Genomic DNA, 26120 nt, shown 5'->3' with positions numbered 1-26120 from the left:
GTCGTTACTCCTGAAACCGTCTGATTAATGATGAGACCATTCGATGGTGCTGAGATCCACGCCCTGTTTGAACATTTCCCACAATGGAGAAAGATCACGCAGGTGACCAATTGCGTTGTGAATCAAATTGATTGCATAGTCTATTTCTTCTTCTGTGGTAAAACGCCCCAAAGAGAAACGAATAGAACTGTGCGCAAGTTCATCATTCATACCTAGTGCGCGCAGGACATAAGAAGGCTCCAGACTCGCTGAAGTACACGCTGAGCCAGAAGAAACGGCCAGATCTTTCAATGACATCATCAATGACTCACCCTCAACATAGTTGAAGCTGACATTCAGAATGTGCGGCGCCCCCTGTTCTAAATCACCGTTCAGGTAAACTTCTTCAATATCTTTGATACCGTTCCACAAACGCAGACGCAAACCACGCAGACGCTCTGCCTCTGACTCCAGTTCTTCTTTCGCTATACGGTAAGCTTCACCCATGCCAGCAATCTGGTGAACAGGCAATGTACCTGAACGCATACCGCGCTCATGACCGCCACCATGCTGTTGTGCTTCAATACGCACGCGAGGCTTACGGCGAACATACAGCGCACCAATCCCCATCGGGCCATAAAGTTTATGGGCCGAAAAGGACATCAAATCAACTTTTAACTGACTGAGATCGATTGGCAATTTACCAACACTTTGGGTTGCATCCACATGGAAAATAATGCCACGGCTGCGGCATAATTCACCAATGGTCAGGATATCCTGAACAATACCGATTTCGTTATTGACGTGCATGATGGAAACCAGAATGGTGTCTTCACGCAGGGTCGCTTCCAGTTCTTTCAGATCAATCAGGCCATTGCTCATTGGTGCCAGATAAGTGATCTCAAAACCTTCGCGCTCCAGCTGCCGACAAGTATCCAAAACCGCTTTATGTTCAGTTTTGCTGGTGATAATGTGCTTGCCTTTCTTCTGATAAAATTTTGCAGCACCTTTAATTGCCAGGTTATCTGATTCTGTTGCACCTGAAGTGAACACGATTTCACGTGGGTCCGCACCAACCAAGTCAGCAATTTGATTGCGCGCGATATCAACCGCTTCTTCAGCCTGCCAACCAAAACGGTGTGAACGGGAAGCTGGGTTACCGAAGACGCCGTCAATAGTCAAATAGTTCATCATCTTTTCAGCAACACGTGGATCGACCGGTGTTGTTGCTGAATAGTCCAAATAAATGGGTAATTTCATTGCTCACATGCTCCGTAAGACACTTTTAATACTTTCATTGCCACACAAGTATTTGCCGCAAGTTACGCACGCAGATTAACGTTAATCGTCTCTTGAAGTCTGCCGTTAGGGCCAGGGGTACGGCGCTTATCGCCGTCTTGACGATCAGCAACATCCAATACTTCTTGGTTATTGACTAATTCTTCTAAACTGATGCTACTCAGGAAACTCGTGATACGATCACTGAGGTCACGCCACAAGGCATGAGTCAAACACCGATCGCCGCCTTGACAACCTTCTCGCCCCTGACAACGAGTGGCATCAACAGATTCGTCAACGGCTGAAATCACTTCGGCAACGAAAATTTTACCGGCAGTTCTGCCCAATAAATAGCCGCCACCTGGACCACGGACGCTAGAAACCAGACCATTTTTACGCAGGCGGGAAAACAACTGCTCAAGATAGGAAAGGGAAATACCCTGACGTTCAGAAATATCGGCTAACGGCACCGGCCCTTCTTGTGAATGCAACGCCACATCTAACATGGCTGTTACCGCATAACGTCCTTTTGATGTCAGTCTCATAACAAAAACTCCGTGGTGAAATATGGATGAAATTGTGGCATTCCTGAGTATTTTAGTCAACTATTTAACCGAGTAATTTACTCAACTATTATTTGCCTATCTTTCACGTTTTCACTTGCCTATCCCACGGCTTTCCCAACTGCTTTCCGCTATTATCCAGTGACCTATTATCCCGTTAAATTGTATTTTCTGGCGACGCTTCCTGTTACTTTCTGCCACAGTTCTGACTATACATTTTTTAACTACATCAAATTATTTTTTATCCCACTTCTCCACTGAAGTCAGTATACCACGCAGGATATTCAGCTCTTGGGTTTCTGGCCGGGCACGAGTATAAAGACGTCTTAATTTATTCATTATCTGGCCCGGATGCGCTTTGCGAATGAAACCAGACTCTTGCAATACCTGTTCAAGGTGCTGATAAAAACGCTCCATATCTTCGACAGGGGGATACTCTACTTCGTGCTCTGGTGACGTTGCCTCTTCTAATTGCTCTTGGGTCGCCAGGTATGCCATGCGAATTTCATAGCTAACCAACTGAACCGCCATCGCCAAATTCAACGAACCGTATTCCGGGTTGGTTGGGATATAAAGGTGATAATTACACTTCTGTAATTCTTCGTTAGTCAAGCCAACACGCTCACGGCCAAAGACAATAGCAACGGGAGAGTGGCTGGCGGTTTCGACACAGCGTTCACCACATTCACGTGGTTCAACCATCGGCCAGGATAGGGTTCGGGAACGGGCACTGGTGCCAATGACTAACTCACACCCAGCCAATGCCTCATCCAACGAATTCACAATCGTTGCACTGCCGATAACATCACTTGCACCAGCGGAAAGTGCAATAGCGTGAGAATCAGGCTGGACAAGCGGATTCACCAGATACAGGTTGGTCAATCCCATTGTTTTCATGGCCCTAGCGGTTGATCCCATGTTCCCTGTATGGGAAGTTTCTACCAGAATAATGCGGATATTCTCTAACATGACGGCTTTTAAATTCAGTATAAGAGCCGAATATCTTAACACAGCATTAGTTATTTTGACGAACTACTGCTATAATGTGCGCCAATTTATTTCCCGTTCTTTAAAATTCTGGTGGAAGAAGATACCCATGCATCCGATGCTAAACATCGCTATACGCGCTGCGCGTAAGGCCGGCAACTACATTGCCAAAAGCTACGAAACTCCTGATGCTGTTGAAGCAAGCCAAAAAGGCAGTAATGATTTCGTTACTAATGTTGATCGTGAAGCAGAAAAGCTGATCATTGACATCATCCGTAAATCTTACCCTAAGCATACGATTATCACCGAAGAAAGTGGTGATCACATAGGAGAAGAGGATGACTTCCAATGGGTTATCGATCCACTGGATGGCACCACCAACTTTATTAAACGTCTTCCCCATTTTGCTGTTTCCATTGCTGTGCGCATTAAAGGCCGCACAGAAGTATCCGTAGTTTACGATCCAATGCGCAACGAGCTGTTCACTGCAACTCGTGGTCAAGGCGCTCAATTGAACGGTTATCGTCTGCGTGGTACTAATGCCCGTGATCTGAATGGAACTATCCTTGCGACCGGTTTCCCATTCAAAGCCAAGCAGCACACTATTCCTTATATGAATGTACTGAATAAATTATTCGATCGCTGTGCCGATTTTCGTCGCACGGGTTCTGCGGCGTTGGATATGGCGTATGTTGCTGCCGGACGGGTAGATGGTTTCTTCGAAATTGGTCTGAAACCCTGGGATTTCTTCGGCGGTGAATTGTTGGTACGTGAATCAGGTTGTATTGTCACTGATTTCGTTGGTGGCCATAACTATGTCACCTCTGGCAATATCGTTGCTGGTAGCCCACGTATCGTTAAAGACATTCTGTCTGAAATGCGTGAAGAATTGACTGAAGCATTGAAACGTTAATTCGTTATTATTGAATAAATATAATTTGAGCAATGTTATTTTTAGGGCACCTCTCGGGTGCCCTTTTTTTCTTATTTTCGTTTTTTGTTAGTGCGAAAGTGGATGGGCTTCAACTTTTGGTCTCAGGAACAGGGCGGGCAACGCAACCAGCGCCATCACCCAAAATATGCCACATCCTATCTGCTCATACATGAAACCCGCAATCATACTCATGACGGCAATACCGCCTCCCATAGCTAAAGCAGAGTAAGTTGCCTGCAACCGGATGATTTCGTTTTCTTTTCTGGCACCAATAAAACGCATCGCTGCCAAATGGCAAACGGTAAAAGTACCACAATGCAGGATTTGAATAATAATCAGCATCGATAATTCCGTTGAGGTTGCCATGAGTCCCCAGCGGACAACCCCACAAATTCCCGACAATAACAGCAAATTACGGGCACTCCAACGACGGAATAATTGCTTGCTAAAAGTAAAGATAATAACTTCAGCCACCACTCCCAACGACCAGAGATAACCAATAGTTGATGAGGAATAACCCGCTTGCTCCCAATAAATGGAACCAAAACTGTAATATCCCGCATGGGCAGCCTGCAATAAAGTTACACAGAGTAAAAACTGCCACACTGATTTTTCAGATAAGAGTTCTTTAAAAGAAACGGCATTGGTATTGGCGGCTTTAATCTTACCTACCGGCATGATGGAAGGTTTCAACATCATTCCCAGTAACATAGCTGTAACGCTGAATAGCAAAAGAGCCAGAATGATATGGTGTGTGCCAAATAACTCGTGGCCAACCCAATGATTCAAACTATCAGACGATATATTCCAGCCAAAATTCAGACTGCTGATTGAGAGATTGATACCATTGGCAGACATCAATATGCCCGTCAACGACGAACTAATCACAAATGCAATCGAACCCCAGACCCTTACTTTGCCATAATCAAAGGTAAACTGCTTTTGCCATGTTCCCGCCAACGCATCTGATAAGGGAACTAGTGGTGAGAAGAATAAGTTGAAACCAACCATAATAAAGAAAAGCCATACCCAATAACTACCGAATGCAAAACCAACAGCGAAAAGTAATGCCAGTAATGAGAGGAGACGCAATGCATTAATTAATTTAGCGGGGTTTTTTACCGTAGGTGAGATAACCAGGCTACCGACAAAACGAGCTACCATGCCAACACCTAGCAAAACACCTATCATTGAGGCATCAATGCCTTCACCTTTTAACCAGACAGACCAAAAAGGCAAAAATATACCGTAGGAGAAAAAATAGGTGAAATAGCCCAGGCCCAACCAAAATGTCGATGGAACAACCATCCGAATGCCCCCGTTTTTGATACAAAAAACCCGCTCAAAACTAACGTTATGAGTCGGGCTTATTACTAAACTACATTAAACTACATTTTATTTAAATTAGGCATAAACAGGATATTTTGCGCAGATGTCCAATACTTTTTGCTTAACACGTTCAATGGTTGCTTCATTATTGATGTTATCCAGCACATCACACATCCAGCCCGCCAGCTCGCGAGATTCGGTTTCTTTGAAACCACGACGGGTAATTGCCGGTGTCCCGATACGGATACCAGAGGTGACGAATGGGCTACGCGGATCGTTAGGCACACTATTTTTGTTCACCGTGATATTCGCACGTCCCAAGGCCGCATCAGCATCTTTACCCGTAATGTCTTTGTCCACCAGATCCAGCAAGAACAGATGGTTTTCGGTTTCCCCAGAAACCACTTTGTAACCACGTTGCTGGAATACGTCTACCATCTCTTTCGCGTTCTTGGCGACTTGTTGTTGGTAAGTTTTGAATTCAGGTTCCATCGCTTCTTTCAATGCAACTGCCTTACCGGCAATCACATGCATCAACGGGCCACCCTGGGAACCCGGGAAGACAGAGGAATTCAGTTTTTTGTAAAACGCTTCATCGCCACCCTTCGCCAAAATCAAGCCACCACGTGGGCCAGCCAATGTTTTGTGCGTTGTGGTTGTCACAACGTGTGCATGAGGTACTGGGTTTGGATAAACCCCAGCGGCAACCAGACCCGCTACGTGGGCCATGTCAACGAACAGATAAGCACCGATTTCATCCGCAATTTCACGCATCTTCGCCCAATCGACAACGCCAGAATACGCAGAGAAGCCACCGATGATCATTTTAGGCTGATGTTTTTGCGCTTGATGACGAATATCGTCGTAATCGATTTTGCCATTTTCATCAATACCATAAGGCACGATGTTATAAAGTTTACCAGAGAAGTTAACCGGGGAACCGTGAGTCAGATGGCCACCGTGCGCCAGGTTCATCCCTAAAACGGTATCGCCGGGTTTTAGCAGTGTCATATACACCGCCGCATTTGCCTGAGAACCAGAGTGAGGCTGGACATTAGCATAATCTGCACCAAACAGTGCTTTTGCGCGGTCAATCGCAAGCTGTTCAACTACATCGACATACTCACAGCCACCGTAGTAACGTTTACCCGGATAACCTTCCGCATACTTGTTAGTAAGCTGAGAGCCTTGTGCCTGCATGACTCTTGGGCTGGTGTAGTTTTCAGAAGCAATCAATTCAATGTGTTCTTCTTGACGACAAACCTCCTGTTCCATCGCTTGCCACAGTTCGGGATCGTAATTCACAATATTCATTTCACGCTTTAACATTGGGTTCTCCTGACTCAGCTACATCTCTTAAAAAATACCCCTGAGGGCCAGAATGTCACACAGTGTAAACTCTTTTTATCGAATGAGATAGTCTTGACAAAACAAATTACGCAAACGTTTGCTTCATGGGTTAGTGGTCGACTAGCCGTTAAATAACGGATTGTTTTGCTAATGATTACGGATTTATTACTGATATTTGTGATCCTGATCGGGAACAGCAATGACAATACCCCTATTTTTTTGATTTAAAGAAAGATAATCCTCTTTTCTTGGGCTGATATATTCCCAAACCCTATAAGTTGCATTTAAAATACAATTTATAAATTTCAGCATTATGTGAGAAAAATTCAGGAGATCCCCATGCTAGATAATCAGGTTATCGCAACCATAAAATCGACCATTCCACTCATTGTCTCTACAGGCCCTAAGCTCACTGCGCATTTTTACGAACGTATGTTCAAACACCATCCTGAATTAAAGGATATTTTTAATATGAGTCACCAGATCAATGGTGATCAGCGTGAAGCCCTTTTCAGTGCCCTTTGTGCTTATGCTGCCAATATCGATAACCTGTCGGCACTCTTACCTGCCGTAGAAAAAATCGCCCATAAACATGCCAGCCTCAGTATTCAACCTGAGCATTATCAAATTGTAGGTACGCACCTGCTGGCAACCATTGATGAACTGTTTCATCCCGGTGATGAAGTACTCTCCGCCTGGGGAAAAGCCTACAACGTATTGGCTAATGTCTTTATCAATCGGGAAGAGGAAATCTATCAGGGCGGTGAGTCTCTGGAGGGTGGTTGGCGTGATCTGCGTCAGTTCCGTGTCAGCCGAAAACAACCACAAAGTGATGTCATTACTAGCTTTGAGTTTGTGCCTGTTGATGGTGGCAAGGTCATGGATTATAAGCCGGGGCAATATTTGGCGATCTATGTGGAAGATCCAACTCTTGAAAACCGTGAAATTCGCCAATATTCACTGACCGCCGCGCCAAATGGCACCAGTTATCAAATTGCCGTCAAGCGTGAACCTCAAGGCAAAATTTCAAACCATCTGCACGATAAGGTACAGGAAGGGGATATTGTGATGCTGGCTGCACCACACGGTGATTTCTTCCTTGATGTGCAATCTGATACGCCAGTGACGCTGATTTCTGCCGGAGTTGGTTTGACACCGATGATGAGTATGCTGCAATCCCTGCATAACCAACACCATGCGGGTTCAGTCAATTGGTTCCACGCCGCAGAGCATGGCGGCCACCACGCTTTCGCGGATAAGGTGAATGAAATTTCCCAGTCCATGCCTGATCTGTATGCACAAGTTTGGTATCGTGAACCCAGAGACTTCGATCAGAAAGGCGTAAATTATCAACATACCGGGCTTATGGATTTGTCTCTCGTGCGAGACGCAATAACGGTAGCAGGGATGCACTTCTATTTCTGTGGACCTGTGGCTTTCATGCAACATATCGCCAAACAGTTGCTGGCAATGGGCATTGATGAACAACATATCCATTATGAATGTTTTGGCCCACATAAAGTCATTTAGTACGGTTTCCCTGATACCCCCGAATGCTGGATAAGAAATTGAACTAAAAGCCTGTTCCAAGAGCAGTATCTTAGACCAATAACATACTGATCTAAAAAGGAACAGGCGATGGACAAAATAGGGGAGCAATTTTGTCTCGACAACAAGTGTCGTCGGTAAGAGTGTGAGCGGGCATTTTGAGAACTCATTTAGATAAACGAAAAGCCATTTTGTTAAAATAATTTAAACTAAATTATTCTACTTATGATTTGATTATTTTTTAAAAATGTTACTGCACTCACATAATCATAAATATTAGAGTTTATTCCTATTGTTATTTTTAGCAAAAGTCATAGTCTTTTAACGCTTTTAAAAAACTATAGTTGCATGTATTACAAAGGAAAAACAATTTTATGAAAATTAAAGCTCTTGTTGCAGTCGCTGTTTCTGCTGCAATTCTGACAGGTTGTAAGAATATTGATCAGGGAATGCTGGCTCATTCTGGAATGCAATTATTCCAGGCGGCAACACTAAGCGATTCTGATGTCAAACAGTTATCTGGCCAAGCATGTAAGGATATGGATGCACAGAATAAAATTGCACCTGCATCCAGCCAATACACTAAGCGTCTGAACAAAATCGCCAAAGCATTAGGCCGCGACGTTAACGGTACATCGGTTAACTATAAAGTTTATCTGACTAAGGATGTGAATGCATGGGCAATGGCTAACGGTTGTGTGCGTGTATACAGCGGCCTGATGGACATAATGAACGACAATGAAGTCGAAGGCGTTCTGGGTCATGAAATGGGGCACGTTGCACTGGGTCACACCCGTAAAGCAATGCAGGTTGCTTATGCTACAGTGGCTGCACGTACCGCAGCTGCATCAGCCGGTGGTGTCGCCGCACAACTGAGCGATTCTCAGCTTGCAGCACTGGGTGAAAAACTGATCAACTCACAGTTCTCGCAGCATCAGGAAAGTCAGGCTGATGACTTCTCTTATGATCTGATGAAAAAACGCAATATCAAAACTGAAGGTTTAGCAACCAGCTTCGAGAAACTGGCTAAACTGGGCAGTGGTGAAACCAGCATGTTTGATTCACACCCACCTTCACAGGAGCGTGCTCAACACGTTCGTGATCGTATCGCAGCAGATAAGAAATAATAAGTTCTCTACCAATCCAACGTCAGGATGCGTGTTATATTCCCCCGCTCAGCGGGGAAATATGAGGACTCGCGTCGTCTTGCGGATTGCAACTTGAAGTTTATTGAGTATATATAAGATAAGTAATAACGGATTGAAAACCGGACACCCCGCACGTCATCTTCCATTAGAGTGTGAGCTAACCGATAATATTTCCGTTATCACTTTTTCAGATGACTTTAGTGACTTGATTAAATCGCCTCTTCATCCTGCTCACCAGTACGGATACGCACAACACGGGCAACATCGAAAACAAAAATTTTGCCATCACCAATTTTGCCTGTTTGTGCAACCTGCATGATTGTTTCGACGCAGGTATCAACAATATCATCCGGTACGACAATTTCTATTTTTACCTTTGGCAGAAAATCCACCATATATTCTGCGCCGCGATACAGTTCAGTATGCCCTTTCTGACGGCCAAACCCTTTCACTTCTGTCACGGTCATACCAGTGATACCCACCTCAGCCAGAGCTTCACGCACATCATCCAGCTTGAAAGGTTTGATAATTGCATCAATCTTTTTCATGAAGTTTTCCTGTCATTACCAGTTTTTACGTCCGAAACCAGAAGTAATCGGGTAGCGCCGATCTTTACCAAAATCACGCTGCGTAATGCGTGGGCCAATAGGTGCCTGACGACGTTTATATTCATTGATGTCAACCAGCCGGATCACCTTACGCACAATGACTTCCTCAAAACCTTCAGATACCAGATCAGCCACTGATTTATCTTTTTCAACATACCCTTCGAGAATCGCATCCAAAATGTCATAGGGAGGAAGGCTGTCCTGATCCAGTTGATTGGGTGACAACTCCGCTGACGGTGGACGATCAATCACACGCTGAGGAATCACTGGGGATACGGTATTACGATATTTAGCCAATGCAAATACCATCGTTTTAGGGACATCTTTCAAAGCATTAAAGCCGCCCGCCATATCGCCGTACAGGGTTGAATACCCCACTGCCGATTCACTTTTATTGCTGGTGGTCAATACCAAACGGCGGCGTTTATTAGACATTGCCATCAAAATGACTGCGCGGCAACGTGCCTGCAAATTCTCTTCTGTCGTATCTTTTTCTGTCCCCGCAAACATCGGTTCAAGCTGTGCCATAAATGCATCAAACATGGGTTCGATGGAGACAACGTCAAATTCAACCCCCAGCAATTCTGCTTGTTCTCTGGCATCGTGGATACTCATTTCTGAGGTATAGCGGAATGGCATCATGATCGCCTGCACGTGATCTTTGCCCAAAGCATCCACAGCAATCGCCAATGTCAACCCTGAATCAATCCCGCCGGACAAACCAAGCAAAGCGCCGTTAAAACCGTTTTTTTGCACATAATCACGTACAGACAGCACCAGCGCCTTATAAATTTGCGCCAGAGGTGGCAAGTGAGGGATCGGATTTGCCATTGGTTCAATGTCCATTTCATTGAAACAACATTGTTCAACCTGTTCCTCAAATGCCGCCATGCGATGGGTTATTTCACCATGGGCATCAAAGACTTTAGAACAGCCATCAAAGATAAGCTGATCTTGCCCCCCCACCTGATTAAGATAGATAATGGGCAAATGAGTACGCCGGCAGTGGGACTTAATTAATGTACTGCGGATATTCGGTTTTTCACGATTAAAAGGAGAGGCGTTAATCGACAAGATGATTTCTGCACCCGCCTGTTTCAAGGCATCAATTGGTGCGTCAAACCACAAATCTTCACAAATCAATAAACCGAGGTTATAACCTTTGAATGGTATAACACAGTGTTGATCCCCCGCTTTGAAATAACGCTCTTCATCAAAAACGCCATAGTTTGGCAGTAATTGTTTGAAGTAACGAGCCACAATTTCCCCTCGCCAAAACAGGGAAAGCGCGTTGTAAAGTTTGCCATCCTGTTGCCACGGATGCCCCACCAAAATACCAACCTGAGCGCTTGCTTGTTGCAAACGTACCAATTGTTCACAACAACGCTGATGTAAATCAGATCGGAATAACAAATCTTCAGGAAAATAGCCAGACAGCGACAGCTCAGAAAACATGACCAGATCAGCGCCTTTTGCCTGCTGCTCCTGAACTGTCTGCAACATACGTTCGCTGTTGCCTTCAATGTCTCCTACCAACCAATTTAACTGGGCAAGAGCAATTTTAAGAGTACGACTCATAGAATGCGGCTCTCCTGGGCCATAAATCATCTATCTGCCTTACTGGGTTTCAACAGCAAAGCAATTCATTTCTATTCAGTGTAAAAATTTCTGCGGTGGCAGAAAAGTTATTCCTTAAAATCGTTAGCATCCAGCTCGTGGCGTGCCAGCAATTTATAAAATTCTGTCCGATTACGCCCTGCTATACGGGCGGCATGGGTCACATTACCTTTGGTTATCTGCAACAATTTACGCAGGTAATTCAGTTCAAATTGCCCACGGGCTTCCACGAATGTCGGCAATGCCGTATTTTCCCCTTCCAATGCCTGAGTGACCAGAGCATCACTAATGACCGGTGCCATCGTCAATGCCACACACTGTTCGATGACATTAACTAACTGACGAACATTGCCCGGCCAACTTGCCGCCATCAGGCATTTCATAGCCGTGGTGGAAAAACTGCGAACAAAAGGTTTATGGCGTTTGACAGCGTCACGTAGCAGATGATTAGCCAATAGAGGAATATCTTCTGCGCGTTCGTTCAAAGCAGGAATTTTCAAATTAACAACGTTCAACCGATAGTAGAGATCTTCCCGAAACTCATTACGCTGCATGGCCTTAGGCAGGTCACGGTGAGTGGCAGAAATAATTCTGACATCAATGTCGATATCCCGGTTACTCCCTAATGGGCGAATCTTACGCTCCTGTAGCACCCGCAAAAGCTTAACTTGCAATGCCATCGGCATATCGCCAATCTCATCAAGGAACAATGTTCCTCCTTGCGCCGCTAAAAATAGCCCTTCCCGACTACTGACGGCACCCGTAAATGCGCCTTTGGCATGACCAAATAATTCAGATTCAAGTAATTGCTCAGGTAAGGCACCACAGTTAATAGCAATAAAAGGCTTCTTCACTCTGGGACTTGCCCGATGAATAGCCTGAGCCAATACCTCTTTACCGGTTCCACTTTGCCCGTTAATCAGAACACTCACATCGGATTGAGCCACCATCTTTGCCTGTTCCAATAAACGCAACATTAAAGGGCTTCGGGTGACGATTTTCTCGCTCCATTGTCCATCGATGGCTGGCGTTGACAGTTCCAGCGCATTATCAATGGCTTTATAAAGTGCGTCACGATCAACAGGCTTGGTCAGAAAACTAAATACACCTTGCTGCGTTGCTGCCACTGCATCAGGAATAGAGCCATGGGCAGTCAGAATAATGACAGGCATACCGGGATGCTGTTTCTGAATCTCGGCAAACAGTGCCATACCATCCATTTCATCCATGCGTAAATCACTGATCACTAAATCTACTTTTTCTCTCACCAGTATGCGTAACGCTTCATGACCACTCTCTGCGGTCGTGACACGAAAGCCTTCACTGGTCAAACGCATTCCCAAGAGTTTGAGCAAGCCAGGATCATCATCAACTAAAAGAAGATGAGCGGAATTGCGAACTGTCATGATTATTCGGCTCCTTTTTCTTCTGCTTTTTCTTCTGAAGGATTGGCTTCCGCGTTTGTTGCGGGGTTGTCTTTCGGTTCTGCTTTATTATCCGATGAAGTGTTTGTGTTAGGAGTCACAACACCACTTTGTTCTTGTTTACGGGAGGAAAGTTGGCGTTCAATATCGGTCAGATTTTCTAGTTTGCGGGACATTAAATGAAGCTCATATTCTAAACGTGCTCGTGTTTCTTTCAGACGATCAATTTTGTTATCACTGTCAAACTGGAAGCGCTGAAATTTGGCTCTTTCTTCGGCAAGATTAATTTTCAGATATTGCTGCTCACGCCACAATTGGAGTAATGGCCGCAAAGCGATAGGAAATTGTGTACTATACCGATTAAAGTTTTCCACCGTTTTCCGGCGTTCAGCTAATACAGCAGTCGCCCTGCCCATTAAAATACTTTGCTTAAGCACTTGCTGCCAATCCGTCGGCGTCTCTGAGGTAAAACGTTTCGCCGTCTCACGCGCTTCTGCCGAAGACAATCGATCCGTGCAATCAATAAACCTCAGCCAATAAAGCCCGTTTTCCATCGCCGCTGGCTTCGCAATGTCCCAGATTGAATCACAATCCTTAAGACGATAATCCGTGACACTCTGCTCTGGCAAGATAGACTGCGCCAGGGTTGTCAAATTGTCTGCGCCACTCGTTTTAACGCATCCTGCCAGCAAATAGGGAACGAACAATAGCAATATAGCCCGTAAGCGCAGGGTTGAGGTACGTGCCAAGATAGATGGCCTGACAGCCGTTTTTTTCATTGGGTTAGCCACAATATTTTGCTGTTCCGTCCCCGTCATAAAGCGGTAAGTAAACCTGTTATACATATTATTTAGTCATTCTCTGCGGTTAATGGCAGTTCAATTCGAAAACATACATCAGCAAATTCGGATTCTGCCAGGCAAAGCTCCCCCTGCATTTGTTTAATGCAATCTTGCGCGATGCTCAAGCCTAGACCACTTCCTTTAACGGCACCTTTTCGTTGAAGTTTTCCTTGGTAAAATGGCTCAAAGATCATACTTTTTTCTAACTCTGGGATGGGCGTTCCTGTATTGGCAATGTCAATTTGAAGGTTTTTCCCCACTTGCCGACTCGAAATCCAAATGTTACCGGATTCAGCGCCATAGTGCACTGCATTGGAATAGAGATTATCAATCACCCGTGTTAATAAGCCAGGCTCCGCCCAACAATAATCCATATCCAATTGAATTTCTGTATAAATATTTTTTGCCCGTGCCGGCAATTGATGTGAAAGTACGACACTATCCACAATTTCTTTTAGGGAAATAATCTGATGTTCGGCTGCGCCATCGGCTAATTTGCGGTTATATTCCAGTAATTGCTCAATGAGCTGCTGTAAATGCCTGCTACTGCTATCCAGGATACTGACAACTTCTCTCTGGTCTGCCGTCAGAGGCCCTGCAATTTCGTCAGCCAATAACTCCGTTCCTTCACGCATACTTGCCAGAGGGGTTTTCAGTTCATGGGAAATATGGCGTAAAAACTCATGACGCTGAGACTCAAGCCAGGATAAACGCTCACTCAGCCAAATAATGCGTTGGGCCAGTGATCGTAACTCCCGTGGTCCTTTAAAGGAATCAATCTGATTTTCCAATGATTGCCCTTCTCCAAGCCGATTGATCATCCGCTCAATGCCTTTTACTGGCCCAATGATCATACGCGTAAACAAGGTTATCAAGAAGGCACTTAACAAGAATAAAATAAGGCTCTGCCAACCGAAAAATTGTCCTTTATCGGCAATGTCTTTTTGCAGCTGTTCACCACGGCTAAAAATAATATTACGGGTTTCCTGTACCAAAAGATTATTGGCTCTGGAGAATTCTTCAAGTAATTTAGACGAAGTTGCTTCTGGTGCCCCATTACTACAAGAGATTTTGCTCAAGCCCGACAGTAATTCATTGAATTTCTTTGTATACTCGGCATTAGCTAACATCGCCATCTGATTACCAAGCATATTCATATACTGCCGATATTGGCGTTGATAAAGCTTTTCTAGCCGACTATCGCCTAATACACAGTATTGGCGGTAACTGCGTTCCATCTCAAGGGCGACGCCAACCATCGCCTCGCTACGGCGGGCATCCACCAGCGTTGAACGATTAATCTCAGCAGCCTGAGTACTAAGCTGATCAAGACTTTGATAAGCCTGATAAGCCAAAACTAAGAGTGGCAATAACACTAACCAGAAAGCCATAACAACCAACTGGCGCAATGAGCGTGGAAATAAACGCCATTTTTTCAAAGAAATCATCTCATAACCTGTAATGACATTGATGCTACAGTGACTTTTCTTTTATTGAAAATGGTCAGAATAATAGTTGAAAACGGCGGATAATTGAAACAATCAGTCATTGAAAGCGATGCGAATGCATACATAAACAGGGTGGGCTGCCATAATGACGGCGGGACAGTAACTTTTTTTTACCATCCCGCCAGTGAGGATCCTGCATGTGAACATGTAGGCGGTGCCTCACTCCACGTGTCGCCCTGTGTTTGATAAGGCCCAAAGGCGAATATCATTAAGTTGGACGGTAGGCACCTTACTTTGGCGTCATTCTGAGGCTTATGTGGCATGTTTCCACCCAATTGCGGGCCGACATAACAATGTTGAATGAGCAACTGCCTTGTATTATGCATATTACATGCCAATTTGAAAAGAAATTTTTAACCAATTGATATTGTAAGAAATAAATAAAAATACAGACTTATTGCATTTTCTTATCGGTATTTATTCATTTTTAATAAACATTAGTGTCGCCTATTTATGACACTTCACCCCAGAAAAAAAATTCACAAACTATATCAATGCATTAAGTGTCTCTTTTTTGAGACACCCAAAAGCATCATTGTCGTGATATAGAGACACGGTAAAAAAATAAAGGCCCTGATGCATTTTCAGGGCCTTTGCTATTAACCTAACTGTTTGCGGGCATTACGGAAAATGCGCATCCACGGACTATCTTCTCCCCATTCTTTAGGATGCCAGGAATTGCTAACAGTACGGTATACCCTTTCAGGATGAGGCATCATCACTGTGACTCGGCCGTCAAGGCTGGTCACAGAAGTAATGCCGTTCACAGAACCATTCGGATTTGCCGGATAGCTTTCTGTCACTGAACCGTAGTTATCCACAAAACGCAATGCGACTTGCTGATGCTTTTCAAGTTCCATCAAACTCAGGTCGTTTCTAAACTCCACCTGCCCTTCACCATGAGCCACTGCGATCGGCAAACGAGAACCGGCCATATCTTTCAGGAACAATGAAGGGCTGTTTACCACTTCCACTAAGCTAAAGCGGGCTTCATAGCGTTCTGAACGGTTACGGACAAAGCGCGGCCAGTGTTCTGTGCCAGGGATCAATTCATGCAGGTTAGATATCATCTGACACCCGTTACATACACCAAGTGCTAAGGTATCCGGCCTTGCGAAGAAACTCGCAAAATCATCACGTACCCGTGGATTAAACAGAATGGATTTCGCCCAGCCTTCACCTGCACCAAGCACATCCCCATATGAGAAGCCACCACAGGCAACCAATGTTTGGCATTGATCTAATGTGATCCGCCCCGCCAATAAGTCACTCATATGAACATCCACCGCCTCAAAGCCTGCCCGGTGGAATGCCGCCGCCATCTCAACATGGGAATTAACGCCCTGTTCACGCAATACCGCAACGCGCGGACGCACTTGTTTTGCAATATAACAAGCAGCAATATCTTGCGCAGGATTGAAGGTTAATTCCACATTCAAGCCCGGATCATTCACATCCTGTTTTGCCTGATGCTCTTGATCTGCGCACTCAGGGTTATCACGCAGGCGCTGCATTTGCCACGTTGTTTCTGCCCACCATAAGCGCAATGTGCTGCGCTTCTGATGATAAACTTCCATATTGCCACTGGAAATCACAAAATCATCGCCCGCCCGGGCTTTACCCAGATAATGCACACATTCATTTAATCCATAATCTGCCAACAGGTTCTCAATCTGCTCTCTGTCAGTCTCACGAATTTGGATCACCGCCCCCAATTCTTCATTAAATAATGCGGCCAGAATATCTTCATCAAATGCACTGATATCGGCATGCAATCCGCAATGGCCGGCAAAAGCCATTTCAGCCAATGTCACCAATAATCCACCATCCGAACGGTCATGGTAAGCCAGCAATTTTTGTTCTGAAATCAACTGTTGGATCGCATTAAAGAAACCCGCTAATTGTTCGACGCTGCGAACATCTGCGGTTTTATCCCCCAGTTGGCGATAAACCTGCGCCAATGCTGTCCCACCCAGCGCATTCTGCCCTTTACCCAGATCGATTAGCAGCAACGCATTGTCATCTTCAGTAGATAACTCTGGCGTCACGGTACAGCGCACATCTTCTACTCGCGCAAACGCACTGATAACCAATGAAAGTGGTGACGTCATTTCACGCTCTTCCCCATTTTGACGCCAGCGGGTTTTCATTGACATCGAATCCTTACCAACCGGAATGGTCAATCCCAAGGCTGGGCACAGCTCCTCACCCACAGCTTTGACGGCGGCATACAACCCCGCATCTTCACCAGCATGGCCTGATGCCGACATCCAGTTAGCGGATAACTTCACGCGTTTCAGATCCTGGATATAAGCGGAGGCAATATTGGTCAGTGCTTCACCCACCGCCATACGCGCTGATGCTGCAAAATCCAATAATGCAATCGGCGCTCGCTCGCCCATTGACATGGCTTCGCCATAATAGCTGTCCAAACTGGCGGTAGTCACAGCACAATCTGCGACTGGAATTTGCCAGGGGCCAACCATCTGGTCACGGGCAACCATACCGGTTATGGAACGATCCCCTATCGTAATCAGGAATGTTTTTTCCGCCACGGCAGGCAAATGCAAGACACGTTTTACCGCTTCTGCGAGATCAATCCCCTTGCGATCCAAACCTTGCCCTTGAGCTTGCAAAACCTGTACATTTTTCAGCATCTTCGGCGTCTTACCGAGCAACACATCCAGCGGCATATCGATTGGCTGATTATTAAAATGGTTGTCATTCAACTGCAAATGTCGCTCTTCCGTTGCTTCCCCAATCACCGCGTAAGGCGCACGTTCACGGCGGCATATTTCTTCAAACAGAGCTAATTGCTCTGGTGCTACCGCCAAAACATAACGTTCCTGGGATTCATTGCACCATAACTGCAATGGACTCATGCCGGGTTCATCGTTAAGAATATTACGTAACTCAAAACGCCCGCCTCGACCGCCATCACTGACCAATTCGGGCATAGCATTTGACAAACCGCCAGCGCCTACATCATGAATAAATAAAATCGGATTTTTATCCCCCAATTGCCAGCAACTGTCGATCACTTCCTGACAACGACGCTCCATCTCCGCATTGTCACGCTGTACAGAGGCAAAATCCAGGTCAGCATCAGACTGACCGGATGTCATTGAAGATGCCGCCCCGCCCCCTAAACCGATATTCATGCTTGGTCCACCCAACACAATCAATTTTGCACCGTCCGAAATCTCCCCTTTCTGGACATGTTCTTCACGGATATTGCCGATCCCGCCTGCCAGCATGATGGGCTTGTGATAACCACGCAATTCTGAACTGTTATGGGAACAAATTTTTTCTTCATAGGTTCTGAAATACCCGAGCAATGCCGGACGCCCAAATTCATTATTAAACGCTGCGCCGCCTAATGGGCCTTCCAGCATGATGTCCAATGCACTGACAATGCGATCAGGTTTACCAAAATCCTCTTCCCACGGTTGCTCAAACCCAGGAATTCTCAGGTTTGAAACTGAAAAACCGACCAGCCCGGCTTTCGGTTTGGCACCTCGTCCGGTTGCACCTTCATCACGAATTTCACCACCGGAACCCGTCGCTGCACCGGGCCAGGGCGAAATGGCGGTCGGATGGTTATGAGTTTCCACTTTCATCAAGATGTGGGCTGGCTCTTGATGATAGTCATAAACCCCGGTTGCAGGATCAGGGAAGAAGCGGCCAACATCAGAACCTTCCATAACCGCTGCGTTATCTTTATAAGCAGAAAGCACGTAATCTGGCGTCTGTTCAAACGTGTTTTTGATCATTTTGAACAAAGATTTGGGTTGAGTCTGGCCATCAATAATCCAATCTGCATTGAAAATTTTGTGGCGACAATGCTCAGAATTTGCCTGGGCAAACATATACAGCTCAACATCCGTTGGATTGCGTCCTAACGCCTGAAAAGCGCTCATCAGATAATCAATTTCATCGATAGCCAGAGCCAGCCCTAATTCAATATTTGCTGATTCCAGTGCGGCCCGTCCCGATTGCAAGATATCAATCTGTTTTAACGGCGCAGGGGGCTGGTGAGAAAACAGGACTTCGGCTTGTTCACACTGAGTGAACACACGTTCCATCATGCGATCGTGCAGTAATGCCGACAACGTTTGCCATTGCCCGTCATCCAGGCCAACACTCTGAATATAATAGGCAATCCCTCTTTCTAAACGGACAACCTGCTTCAGTCCACAATTGTGGGCAATATCTGTCGCTTTCGATGACCAAGGGGATATCGTGCCAGGGCGAGGCGTGACTAATATAAGTTGTCCTTTAGGCTCAAGTTCGGCCAAAGAGGGACCATACTTTAATAGTTTATTTAATTTCTCTCGCTCATCTTCCGTGATGGGGTCATTAACTTCGGCAAAATGCACATATTCTGCATAAATGTCAGTAACTGGGAGATGTTGATCTTGACACTGGGAAAGGAGCTTAGTGATGCGAAATGCCGATAAAGCGGGTGAGCCACGCAGAATTTCCATAATAATAGGTTCTCTCATCTTAGAAGCAAAGCCTGACTGATGCCTCAGGAAACAGCAAGCATTATAGAGGAATGTTTCCTCTGACGAAACCGTTTGCGTGGTGATTTATTCACCCAGCAATACACTCAATAAAATACCAAAATGAGTTTAATAGGGTTGCACATCTCCCTTTTGTTACGCAAAATTCTCGATTACTGGAAATTTAACCATGCTATTATCTTGTACTTCATACGGTTACAAATCGTTCTGAAAAGAGATAACTATTTGAATAACATAAAGATAAATTATTTTGTTATCGTAATTATCACGCTCCTTTCTGCTGCCATCATCGGCCTGAATATCAATTGGCCCAATAAACAGCAGGAGCAGATAAACAAAATTCTGGCACGAGGAGAGCTACGGGTTAGTACCATCAGCTCTCCTCTGATCTCTCTTAACAACAAAAATGAGCCAGCAGGATTCGACTATGAGTTAATCAAGCGGTTTGCCAATTATCTGGGCGTTAAACTGGTGATTAAGTTTCGTCCCAACATTAAGCAACTTTTTGACGACTTGGAAAACGATAAAGCCGATTTCCTGGCTGCCGGGCTTATCTACAATAAAGACAGGCTGAACCAGACACGCACTGGCCCAGCCTATGTTTCAGTCATACAACAACTGGTGTATCGCAAGGGGGCGACACGTCCACATTCGTTTGGTGATTTAAAAGGTAAACTCATCGTCACGGCAGGCTCAGCTCATGTAAGTGAACTGAAAAAGTGGAAAGAAAAGTCTTATCCTGAGTTAACCTGGGAAGAAACACCACACGAGAATACGCAACAATTGCTCGAACAACTCTCCGAGGGAAAAATCGACTATACCATCAGTGACTCCCTCAGTTTGGCCTTGCAACAGCGCATTCATCCCAATCTGGCAGTTGCTTTTGATGTCAGTGAAGAAAGCCCTTTAACCTGGTATTTAAAACGTAATGCCGATTATAGCCTCTACTCCGCTATGCTCGATTTCTTCAGTATGTTGACTGAAAACGGCATCATGTCGCGGCTACAAGAAAAATATTTCAGTCATGTCGGCTCATTCGATTATTTCGATACCCTTTCATTTATTCGTGCCATCAATACGCTCTTACCAACCTATCAACCCATTTTTCAACAATACGCGGGATCGCTTGATTGGCAATTGGTGGCTGCCATTGCATGGCAAGAATCACATTGGGACCCACAAGCCACTTCACCTACTGGTGTTCGTGGATTGATGATGCTCACACGCCCGACAGCAAAATGGGCTGGAATTCACGATCGGCTGGATCCGGAGGAGAGTGTAAAAGGCGGAATGGCTTATCTGCACTACCTGATGGCGCGTTTGCCAGAAACCATTCCTGAGGATGAGCGCATTTGGTTTGCCCTTGCCGCTTACAACATGGGGTATGGGCACCTTCTTGATGCCCGTAAATTAACCGCGGCACAAAAAGGGAATCCAGACAGCTGGCTGGATGTTAAAACGCGCCTGCCCCTGCTCAGCAAGAAAAGATATTACGCCAATACAACCTATGGCTATGCCCGTGGCTATGAAGCTTATCGTTACGTTGAAAATATTCGGCGTTACTATTTGAGCCTGGAGGGATACCTTAGAGCGAAAGCCAACCGCGAGAAAACGGAAGAGAGTGAAGTGGCAACGGATACCACGACCATCAATACTCCTCAAGCTGAGAATGACAAAATAACAAGCAATAACGCTGGATCTCACGAAAAAGCGTCGGAGAATAAAACACCGACGCCATCTGAAACGACCGCTAAATCATAACTGACTATGGCATGTCCTGTTGCTGAGTTTTCAATTTTTTCAATGCCTTATGCTGTTCCCTGCGTTGTTTAAAAAAAGCACTCAACATAGTGGCACACTCTTCCGCCAGCACCCCGCCGGTAATGTCAATTTGGTGATTCATGCCCGGGTGGCGCAAGATATCAATCAGTGAACCCGCTGCTCCGGTTTTCATATCGCTGGCACCATAAACTAACCGTTGTATCCGGCTGTGTACCATCGCACCTGCGCACATGATACAAGGCTCTAAAGTGACATACAGTGTCGTATTCAACAGACGATAATTCTGCAATTGCCTCCCGCCCCGCCGTAACGCAATAATTTCTGCATGAGCGGTAGGATCATGGTCAGTGATTGGATGGTTAAATCCCTCAGCAATCACTTTATTATCGGCCACCAATACAGCACCGACCGGAATTTCCCCCTTTGCCTGTGCTTGCATGGCTAAACCTATCGCCCGACGCATCCAATATTCATCATTAAAATTTTTTGTCACTGCCCATTCTCTTACTTATGAAAATTCCGCCTATTATACCCAATCACCTCAATCTGCCGGTTCAATCTGAATCTCAGTTGGAGTGGTATTAGTATCCACTACTGGATTGCTGTTGCCATAAGTGCGCGCCCACCAACGCCTTCCAGGGAGAAAAATCTGCCAGCCATTTTTCTGCCTGTTCCGCACTCACTTTGTTTTCCTGGTTGAGCAAATATTGGAGATTACGCCTGACGGCAACATCGCCATGTAGTGAACCATCCAGGTAACTGAATCCTCGTAATAATGCATAATTCACTGTCCACATGCCAATGCCCTTGATAGCAAGTAAGCTATCCGCCAACCGTTTCACGCCATTTTCTCCTTCTGGAATATTGAGTTCCAATAACCCAGAGTCAATAAGTTGACAAACATGCAATAACGCATTGGCTTTACCCACAGAAAAACCACACTGACGGAGATCATGCTGCGAATATTGCATCACCTGCTTATAATTCGGGAAACACAGTAACCCAGAAGAGTGCTGACGCCCCACCGCCTGAATAAAACACCGCCTGATGGAAATTGCTGCGCTTAAACTAATTTGTTGACCGATAATCGCCCAACTCAGCGCTTCAAAAGGTGTCGCGGATTGATAAATGCGCAAGCCTGTTTGTCTGTTAACCAATTCGCCAATAACGGGATGATCATGATAGATGGATTCAAATATATCAACCGGTTGTTTCAAACCAAGCATATGGGAGGCTAGCGTCGATAACGCTTCACGTTGTGAAGGACAATCTTTATCACCATCAATATCAAGCTGTATTTTTGCCCTATTCTTTTCCATTGTGATGGTCAAAAGGGCCGGATTTTCATACCAAATAATCCCTTTTTTAATTTGATTATGTTGTACGATCTCAGAAATACCCATTTCATCCCTCTGATGAAAGGCCAAAAAATTGCTAGTGTGATAATTATTGGGTAATATAACTTCCGTTAAACAGCTTGATTTCATTGGGTAGCTCCAGAGATGCACAGAATTAATCTCACTCTCTAACAGACTTTAAGTTTAGATACAATGGCAAATCAACAAACCCGCCTATAAAGCAATATCATCGATCTTATACCAATAAGTTTTTCATGAATTTCTATCGAACGTGAATAACAAAGAGTTTTTCTTGCCTGCCGTTTGATATGAATGCGGAGAGTCAGATTATGTCGCTCTATACACTGGGTAAAAATTTTTCCACCAAATGTTTTTCGGGTTCAATTTCCCGAATATAACTTTCCCTGTTATCGGTCGTCATAAAACGAACGTTAAAAGGGGCTAATAAATAAAGGAGTTTTCGACAAGTTTTATCGTTTCGGGGACCAAATACATGGGCGATAACTTGTTTTCTTTTTGTATTAAAAGTATACCAAAGCCAATGGTGTTGTTTTTTGTTACCGACGAAAGACCATTGTTCATCTAACTCGCAAATGAGCATGACATCATTGTAAACCTATTGCCTTGATGTTACCTGCTTTGGGGAGAGTTTTTTAAAGTCCGTATAACCGTGTTGATGCCGATACCCAAAACACGACCTGTATCCCTGACACCAGAATCATTCATCACCATATCAATCACTTTTTCTTTTATGTCGGGCTTATGACCATTGTAACGATAGTTAAGTTAAAAGGTTTTCTGGCAGTTTTTGCAATAATTGCGCGGAAAATTCGCTTTACCTGTTCCGTGTTTACATACCGGTTCTGTTTGATCGCAGTATCAGCAAGAAACTTCTATCGTGACGGTCATGAGGCTCTCTCTAAAAAACATAATAATAACGCGATGCTCGACTTTTATGATGAGTTGAAATGACATAGCCGCTCCTTTATAACTTTAAGTCGTCAAAAATAGAGAAATAAAGGAACAAAAGGCTATGTCACAGCAAGATTTTATCATTTGGGTGTTTTGTTGGGTAGATAACAATTTAACGCAGTTACAGCAAGGTATGCGATTCAGAAGCCGGGGATATCCACCTAAGCTGAGCGATGCGGAAGCCATCACGATGGAAGTGGTGGGCGAATTTTTAGGCTTTTCAACGGATAAAGGCATTTGGACGTACTTTCGTGACCACTGGCGCGAGTGGTTTCCGGGACTGGGTTCACGCGCCAATTTCGCTAAACAGATTTCGAATCTTTGGGTTGTTAAACAACAACTGCAAGAAAAGCTGGCGAGGTTATTGGGCGCGCCCGACAGGCCGGTACATATTATCGACGGACTTCCGCTGCCCGTCTGTGGATTCAAAAGAGCAAAAGGCAGTGCCAACTTCAAAAGACAAGCCGATTATGGGTACTGTGCCGCCAAAAACGAAACTTACTACGGCTTCAAAGGACATCTCATGATAGACGAAATCGGCGTGGTAACCGGGTTTACGCTGACGCCCGCCAATGTCGGTGAGCGTGAAGCAACCTGGGATGTGATCGGTTCGATAAAAGGCTATTTGCTGGGTGATAAAGGGTATTTAAGCGTTGAATTTAAACAGGAAATGAAGGCAGAGGGTATTGAAATGATTACCCCAGTGCGTGCCAATAGGGATGATCCCATCCCCAGAAAAACGAGAAGGGTCATTAACGCCAAACGCCGTTTAATTGAAACCGTCATTGGTCAACTTGCCGGGCAATTTGCTATCGAGAAGTGCTGGGCACGGGATTTGTGGCATTTGAGTAATCGAATTGCCAGAAAACTGCTTTCTCACACATTGGGTATTTTTGCCAATTTTAAACAAGGTAAAAGTCAACGCGACTGGCTTCAACAAGCCAACGTTATAGGATGTTAAGCGCGTTCTTGCAGGTACAGCAATTCCTTGTTGTTTTTCATTGAATTTCACTTACGTTTTATCAATCAGGGATCGGCATTGTGCTGAATTAAAATGGCACCCGGTGAGTTAAGGTTGTTTATTGTACACATTCATCAGTGAAATTAATTAACCAATTAAATCCAATTTTTGTCTGATTTTGGCGGAATATAGGGGGATTTGCGGAAGTTGCGCGGAAATTCAGGCAAAAATCAGGATGACAGGAACAGCAGCAGTTTGACTCCTCCCTGACTAACCGTTAATATCTTTTTCTACAAAACGATCCATCGCCTGTCAGGATCACCTTCGGGTGGCGAACCTAAACTCCCGTAGCCTGCAAGGGAGAGCAAACATTGCGGTACATCTGCCCACCTTTGGAAGCAGATATTGTCAGGACACCTAACCCCTCGTCTGGCAATGAAGGTCTCTTAAACTAAAAGTACGCCCAAAAGGTGTTTTTATATTGCCACCGAAGTGTATTGACCGTGGATTCATACACTGACTTTTCAAATCAACATAAATCCTATTTTCTTTTATCTTCAATGAACAACGGGATGGCTTTTGCGTATCCATTCATACTTTTATCTATCCCTGTTTGAATTATTCAACAGACAATTTTCTACAGCTAATCATTAATATGACTACCGTTTGACATTTAACCTTGCGGCGTTTTGCTGTGCCTGTAGGCATTTCAACGCTGTACCACTTCGGCTGATCGATTACGGATCTTAAGGCGTCACTTTTTGCCGGTTTACCGCTGAAAGTGACGCCGCAGCCAAAGAACCACGTAACCCTGACAGGCTCACGCCTGCTTCACCACATAGTGAATCTGACACTGCATTTTATAGATTGAAAAAGGAGAACTTGACGATATCGAGGCTGGCTTTTTGCCGGTGGGGATGACCTGCTCATGCAGGCGGCAGTACCGCGTACTCAACCGATACCCCGCAATACCTCAACTTGCGTTCACTCTGGCGCACAGATATCCGTCAAAGGTAAAGCAGGCATTGCCTGTTTTGCCACATAACTGAGCAAAGTGGGGAAGTTGTGGTGGTATTGCCAAATATGCTCCAGATAAAAGTTTTTAAAATCACGGTAATGCGACAGATGAAAAAGGATCAAAAGGGTCATGATTTCACTGGGATACATATGACCTTGTCGGCGGCGTAAACGATGCCCGCTATCGAGACAAAATTGTTCCCATTGAGGGATGAAAAAACGGCAAAAATCATCGACATCACAGAAAACTTCAACTAACTTATCCATAGCCTGTTCCACCTCGGAGCGGTTTTTGGTGTGCACCAAAACTTTGCTCCCGGAACAGGCTTCTCGTCAATTTCTTATACATAATTCGGGTTAATAACGTACTGAAATGAGCAAACGTGTCT

General features: G+C 44.9%; 18 protein-coding genes and 2 pseudogenes. 5 read left to right on the top strand and 15 right to left on the bottom strand.

Annotated features, from left to right (window positions below; all coding sequences use genetic code 11):
* Nucleotides 1–24: 24 nt before the first annotated feature.
* The 3 genes from PXH59_RS01025 to trmJ all read right to left on the bottom strand — a co-directional run bounded on the left by PXH59_RS01025 (nucleotide 25) and on the right by trmJ (nucleotide 2789).
* Nucleotides 25–1239 carry an IscS subfamily cysteine desulfurase gene (locus tag PXH59_RS01025; RefSeq protein WP_285809925.1) on the bottom strand — a complete coding sequence of 405 codons (1215 nt, stop codon included), beginning with the start codon at nucleotides 1237–1239 and terminating at the stop codon, nucleotides 25–27.
* Nucleotides 1240–1301: 62 nt separating this feature from the next.
* Complete coding sequence (gene iscR / locus PXH59_RS01020) at nucleotides 1302–1802, bottom strand: Fe-S cluster assembly transcriptional regulator IscR (protein ID WP_047768470.1); 501 nt, start codon at nucleotides 1800–1802, stop codon at nucleotides 1302–1304.
* Nucleotides 1803–2054: 252 nt separating this feature from the next.
* On the bottom strand, nucleotides 2055–2789 hold the full coding sequence (gene trmJ, locus PXH59_RS01015; protein ID WP_047768472.1) for a tRNA (cytosine(32)/uridine(32)-2'-O)-methyltransferase TrmJ: 735 nt from the start codon (nucleotides 2787–2789) through the stop codon (nucleotides 2055–2057).
* Nucleotides 2790–2916: 127 nt separating this feature from the next.
* Here trmJ and suhB point away from each other — a divergent pair, with 127 nt between their 5' ends.
* Nucleotides 2917–3720 carry an inositol-1-monophosphatase gene (gene suhB / locus PXH59_RS01010; RefSeq protein WP_047768528.1) on the top strand — a complete coding sequence of 268 codons (804 nt, stop codon included), beginning with the start codon at nucleotides 2917–2919 and terminating at the stop codon, nucleotides 3718–3720.
* A gap of 87 nt (nucleotides 3721–3807) precedes the next feature.
* On the opposite strand, the gene PXH59_RS01005 is transcribed toward suhB, so the two are convergent.
* Together PXH59_RS01005 and glyA are read right to left on the bottom strand one after the other, a co-directional pair.
* Nucleotides 3808–5049, bottom strand: a complete 1242-nt coding sequence (locus tag PXH59_RS01005) for a 3-phenylpropionate MFS transporter (protein WP_047768474.1) — start codon at nucleotides 5047–5049, stop codon at nucleotides 3808–3810.
* Nucleotides 5050–5145: 96 nt separating this feature from the next.
* Nucleotides 5146–6399 (bottom strand): serine hydroxymethyltransferase, encoded by a 1254-nt coding sequence (gene glyA, locus PXH59_RS01000; protein ID WP_285809924.1) that lies wholly within the window; start codon nucleotides 6397–6399, stop codon nucleotides 5146–5148.
* Between the two features lie 360 nt (nucleotides 6400–6759).
* Here glyA and hmpA point away from each other — a divergent pair, with 360 nt between their 5' ends.
* Complete coding sequence (hmpA, locus tag PXH59_RS00995; RefSeq protein WP_285809923.1) at nucleotides 6760–7950, top strand: NO-inducible flavohemoprotein; 1191 nt, start codon at nucleotides 6760–6762, stop codon at nucleotides 7948–7950.
* Between the two features lie 392 nt (nucleotides 7951–8342).
* Nucleotides 8343–9095 carry a metalloprotease LoiP gene (loiP, locus tag PXH59_RS00990; protein WP_285809922.1) on the top strand — a complete coding sequence of 251 codons (753 nt, stop codon included), beginning with the start codon at nucleotides 8343–8345 and terminating at the stop codon, nucleotides 9093–9095.
* A 230-nt stretch (nucleotides 9096–9325) separates the two neighbouring features.
* On the opposite strand, the gene glnB is transcribed toward loiP, so the two are convergent.
* The 6 genes from glnB to purL form a co-directional block, all read right to left on the bottom strand.
* On the bottom strand, nucleotides 9326–9664 hold the full coding sequence (gene glnB, locus PXH59_RS00985) for a nitrogen regulatory protein P-II (protein WP_045971762.1): 339 nt from the start codon (nucleotides 9662–9664) through the stop codon (nucleotides 9326–9328).
* 15 nt (nucleotides 9665–9679) lie between these two features.
* Nucleotides 9680–11302, bottom strand: a complete 1623-nt coding sequence (locus tag PXH59_RS00980; protein WP_285809920.1) for an NAD+ synthase — start codon at nucleotides 11300–11302, stop codon at nucleotides 9680–9682.
* A gap of 107 nt (nucleotides 11303–11409) precedes the next feature.
* Nucleotides 11410–12747, bottom strand: a complete 1338-nt coding sequence (gene glrR, locus PXH59_RS00975) for a two-component system response regulator GlrR (protein ID WP_047768480.1) — start codon at nucleotides 12745–12747, stop codon at nucleotides 11410–11412.
* Between the two features lie 2 nt (nucleotides 12748–12749).
* Entirely contained in the window at nucleotides 12750–13610 is an 861-nt protein-coding gene (gene qseG, locus PXH59_RS00970) for a two-component system QseEF-associated lipoprotein QseG (RefSeq protein WP_285809919.1), read from the bottom strand.
* Between the two features lie 5 nt (nucleotides 13611–13615).
* On the bottom strand, nucleotides 13616–15055 hold the full coding sequence (locus PXH59_RS00965; RefSeq protein WP_047768484.1) for a sensor histidine kinase: 1440 nt from the start codon (nucleotides 15053–15055) through the stop codon (nucleotides 13616–13618).
* 659 nt (nucleotides 15056–15714) lie between these two features.
* Nucleotides 15715–19602, bottom strand: a complete 3888-nt coding sequence (gene purL, locus PXH59_RS00960; protein ID WP_285811841.1) for a phosphoribosylformylglycinamidine synthase — start codon at nucleotides 19600–19602, stop codon at nucleotides 15715–15717.
* A 264-nt stretch (nucleotides 19603–19866) separates the two neighbouring features.
* On the opposite strand from purL, the gene mltF reads away from it, so the two are divergent.
* On the top strand, nucleotides 19867–21402 hold the full coding sequence (gene mltF, locus PXH59_RS00955; protein ID WP_285809918.1) for a membrane-bound lytic murein transglycosylase MltF: 1536 nt from the start codon (nucleotides 19867–19869) through the stop codon (nucleotides 21400–21402).
* 4 nt (nucleotides 21403–21406) lie between these two features.
* Here the strand turns inward: mltF and tadA are convergent, their stop codons facing one another.
* The 3 genes and pseudogenes from tadA to PXH59_RS00940 all read right to left on the bottom strand — a co-directional run bounded on the left by tadA (nucleotide 21407) and on the right by PXH59_RS00940 (nucleotide 23690).
* Nucleotides 21407–21916, bottom strand: coding sequence for a tRNA adenosine(34) deaminase TadA (gene tadA, locus PXH59_RS00950; protein WP_072059758.1), 510 nt, complete (start codon nucleotides 21914–21916; stop codon nucleotides 21407–21409).
* 88 nt (nucleotides 21917–22004) lie between these two features.
* Nucleotides 22005–22826, bottom strand: a complete 822-nt coding sequence (locus PXH59_RS00945) for a DNA-3-methyladenine glycosylase family protein (protein ID WP_285809917.1) — start codon at nucleotides 22824–22826, stop codon at nucleotides 22005–22007.
* 155 nt (nucleotides 22827–22981) lie between these two features.
* Nucleotides 22982–23690 (bottom strand): annotated as a pseudogene (locus PXH59_RS00940) (IS1 family transposase).
* Nucleotides 23691–23814: 124 nt separating this feature from the next.
* Here PXH59_RS00940 and PXH59_RS00935 point away from each other — a divergent pair.
* On the top strand, nucleotides 23815–24714 hold the full coding sequence (locus PXH59_RS00935) for an IS982 family transposase (RefSeq protein ID WP_285809916.1): 900 nt from the start codon (nucleotides 23815–23817) through the stop codon (nucleotides 24712–24714).
* 993 nt (nucleotides 24715–25707) lie between these two features.
* On the opposite strand, the pseudogene PXH59_RS00930 reads toward PXH59_RS00935, so the two are convergent.
* Nucleotides 25708–25998 (bottom strand): annotated as a pseudogene (locus PXH59_RS00930) (IS982 family transposase); the annotation flags it as partial.
* Nucleotides 25999–26120 lie beyond the last annotated feature (122 nt).

It is taken from the genome of Xenorhabdus bakwenae (genome assembly GCF_030272115.1).
GTDB classification, from domain to species: Bacteria; Pseudomonadota; Gammaproteobacteria; order Enterobacterales; family Enterobacteriaceae; genus Xenorhabdus; species Xenorhabdus bakwenae.
This window is presented reverse-complemented; position numbering and strand designations above follow the sequence as displayed.

Coding starts and splice junctions, on each gene's coding strand:
- loiP (WP_285809922.1), top strand. CDS start 8,343: ATGAAAATTAAAGCTCTTGTTGCAGTCGCTGTTTCTGCTGCAATTCTG.
- glnB (WP_045971762.1), bottom strand. CDS start 9,664: ATGAAAAAGATTGATGCAATTATCAAACCTTTCAAGCTGGATGATGTG.
- trmJ (WP_047768472.1), bottom strand. CDS start 2,789: ATGTTAGAGAATATCCGCATTATTCTGGTAGAAACTTCCCATACAGGG.
- purL (WP_285811841.1), bottom strand. CDS start 19,602: ATGGAAATTCTGCGTGGCTCACCCGCTTTATCGGCATTTCGCATCACT.
- glyA (WP_285809924.1), bottom strand. CDS start 6,399: ATGTTAAAGCGTGAAATGAATATTGTGAATTACGATCCCGAACTGTGG.
- hmpA (WP_285809923.1), top strand. CDS start 6,760: ATGCTAGATAATCAGGTTATCGCAACCATAAAATCGACCATTCCACTC.
- PXH59_RS00935 (WP_285809916.1), top strand. CDS start 23,815: ATGTCACAGCAAGATTTTATCATTTGGGTGTTTTGTTGGGTAGATAAC.
- PXH59_RS01025 (WP_285809925.1), bottom strand. CDS start 1,239: ATGAAATTACCCATTTATTTGGACTATTCAGCAACAACACCGGTCGAT.
- PXH59_RS00965 (WP_047768484.1), bottom strand. CDS start 15,055: ATGATTTCTTTGAAAAAATGGCGTTTATTTCCACGCTCATTGCGCCAG.
- qseG (WP_285809919.1), bottom strand. CDS start 13,610: ATGTATAACAGGTTTACTTACCGCTTTATGACGGGGACGGAACAGCAA.
- PXH59_RS01005 (WP_047768474.1), bottom strand. CDS start 5,049: ATGGTTGTTCCATCGACATTTTGGTTGGGCCTGGGCTATTTCACCTAT.
- PXH59_RS00980 (WP_285809920.1), bottom strand. CDS start 11,302: ATGAGTCGTACTCTTAAAATTGCTCTTGCCCAGTTAAATTGGTTGGTA.
- glrR (WP_047768480.1), bottom strand. CDS start 12,747: ATGACAGTTCGCAATTCCGCTCATCTTCTTTTAGTTGATGATGATCCT.
- PXH59_RS00945 (WP_285809917.1), bottom strand. CDS start 22,826: ATGGGTATTTCTGAGATCGTACAACATAATCAAATTAAAAAAGGGATT.
- iscR (WP_047768470.1), bottom strand. CDS start 1,802: ATGAGACTGACATCAAAAGGACGTTATGCGGTAACAGCCATGTTAGAT.
- suhB (WP_047768528.1), top strand. CDS start 2,917: ATGCATCCGATGCTAAACATCGCTATACGCGCTGCGCGTAAGGCCGGC.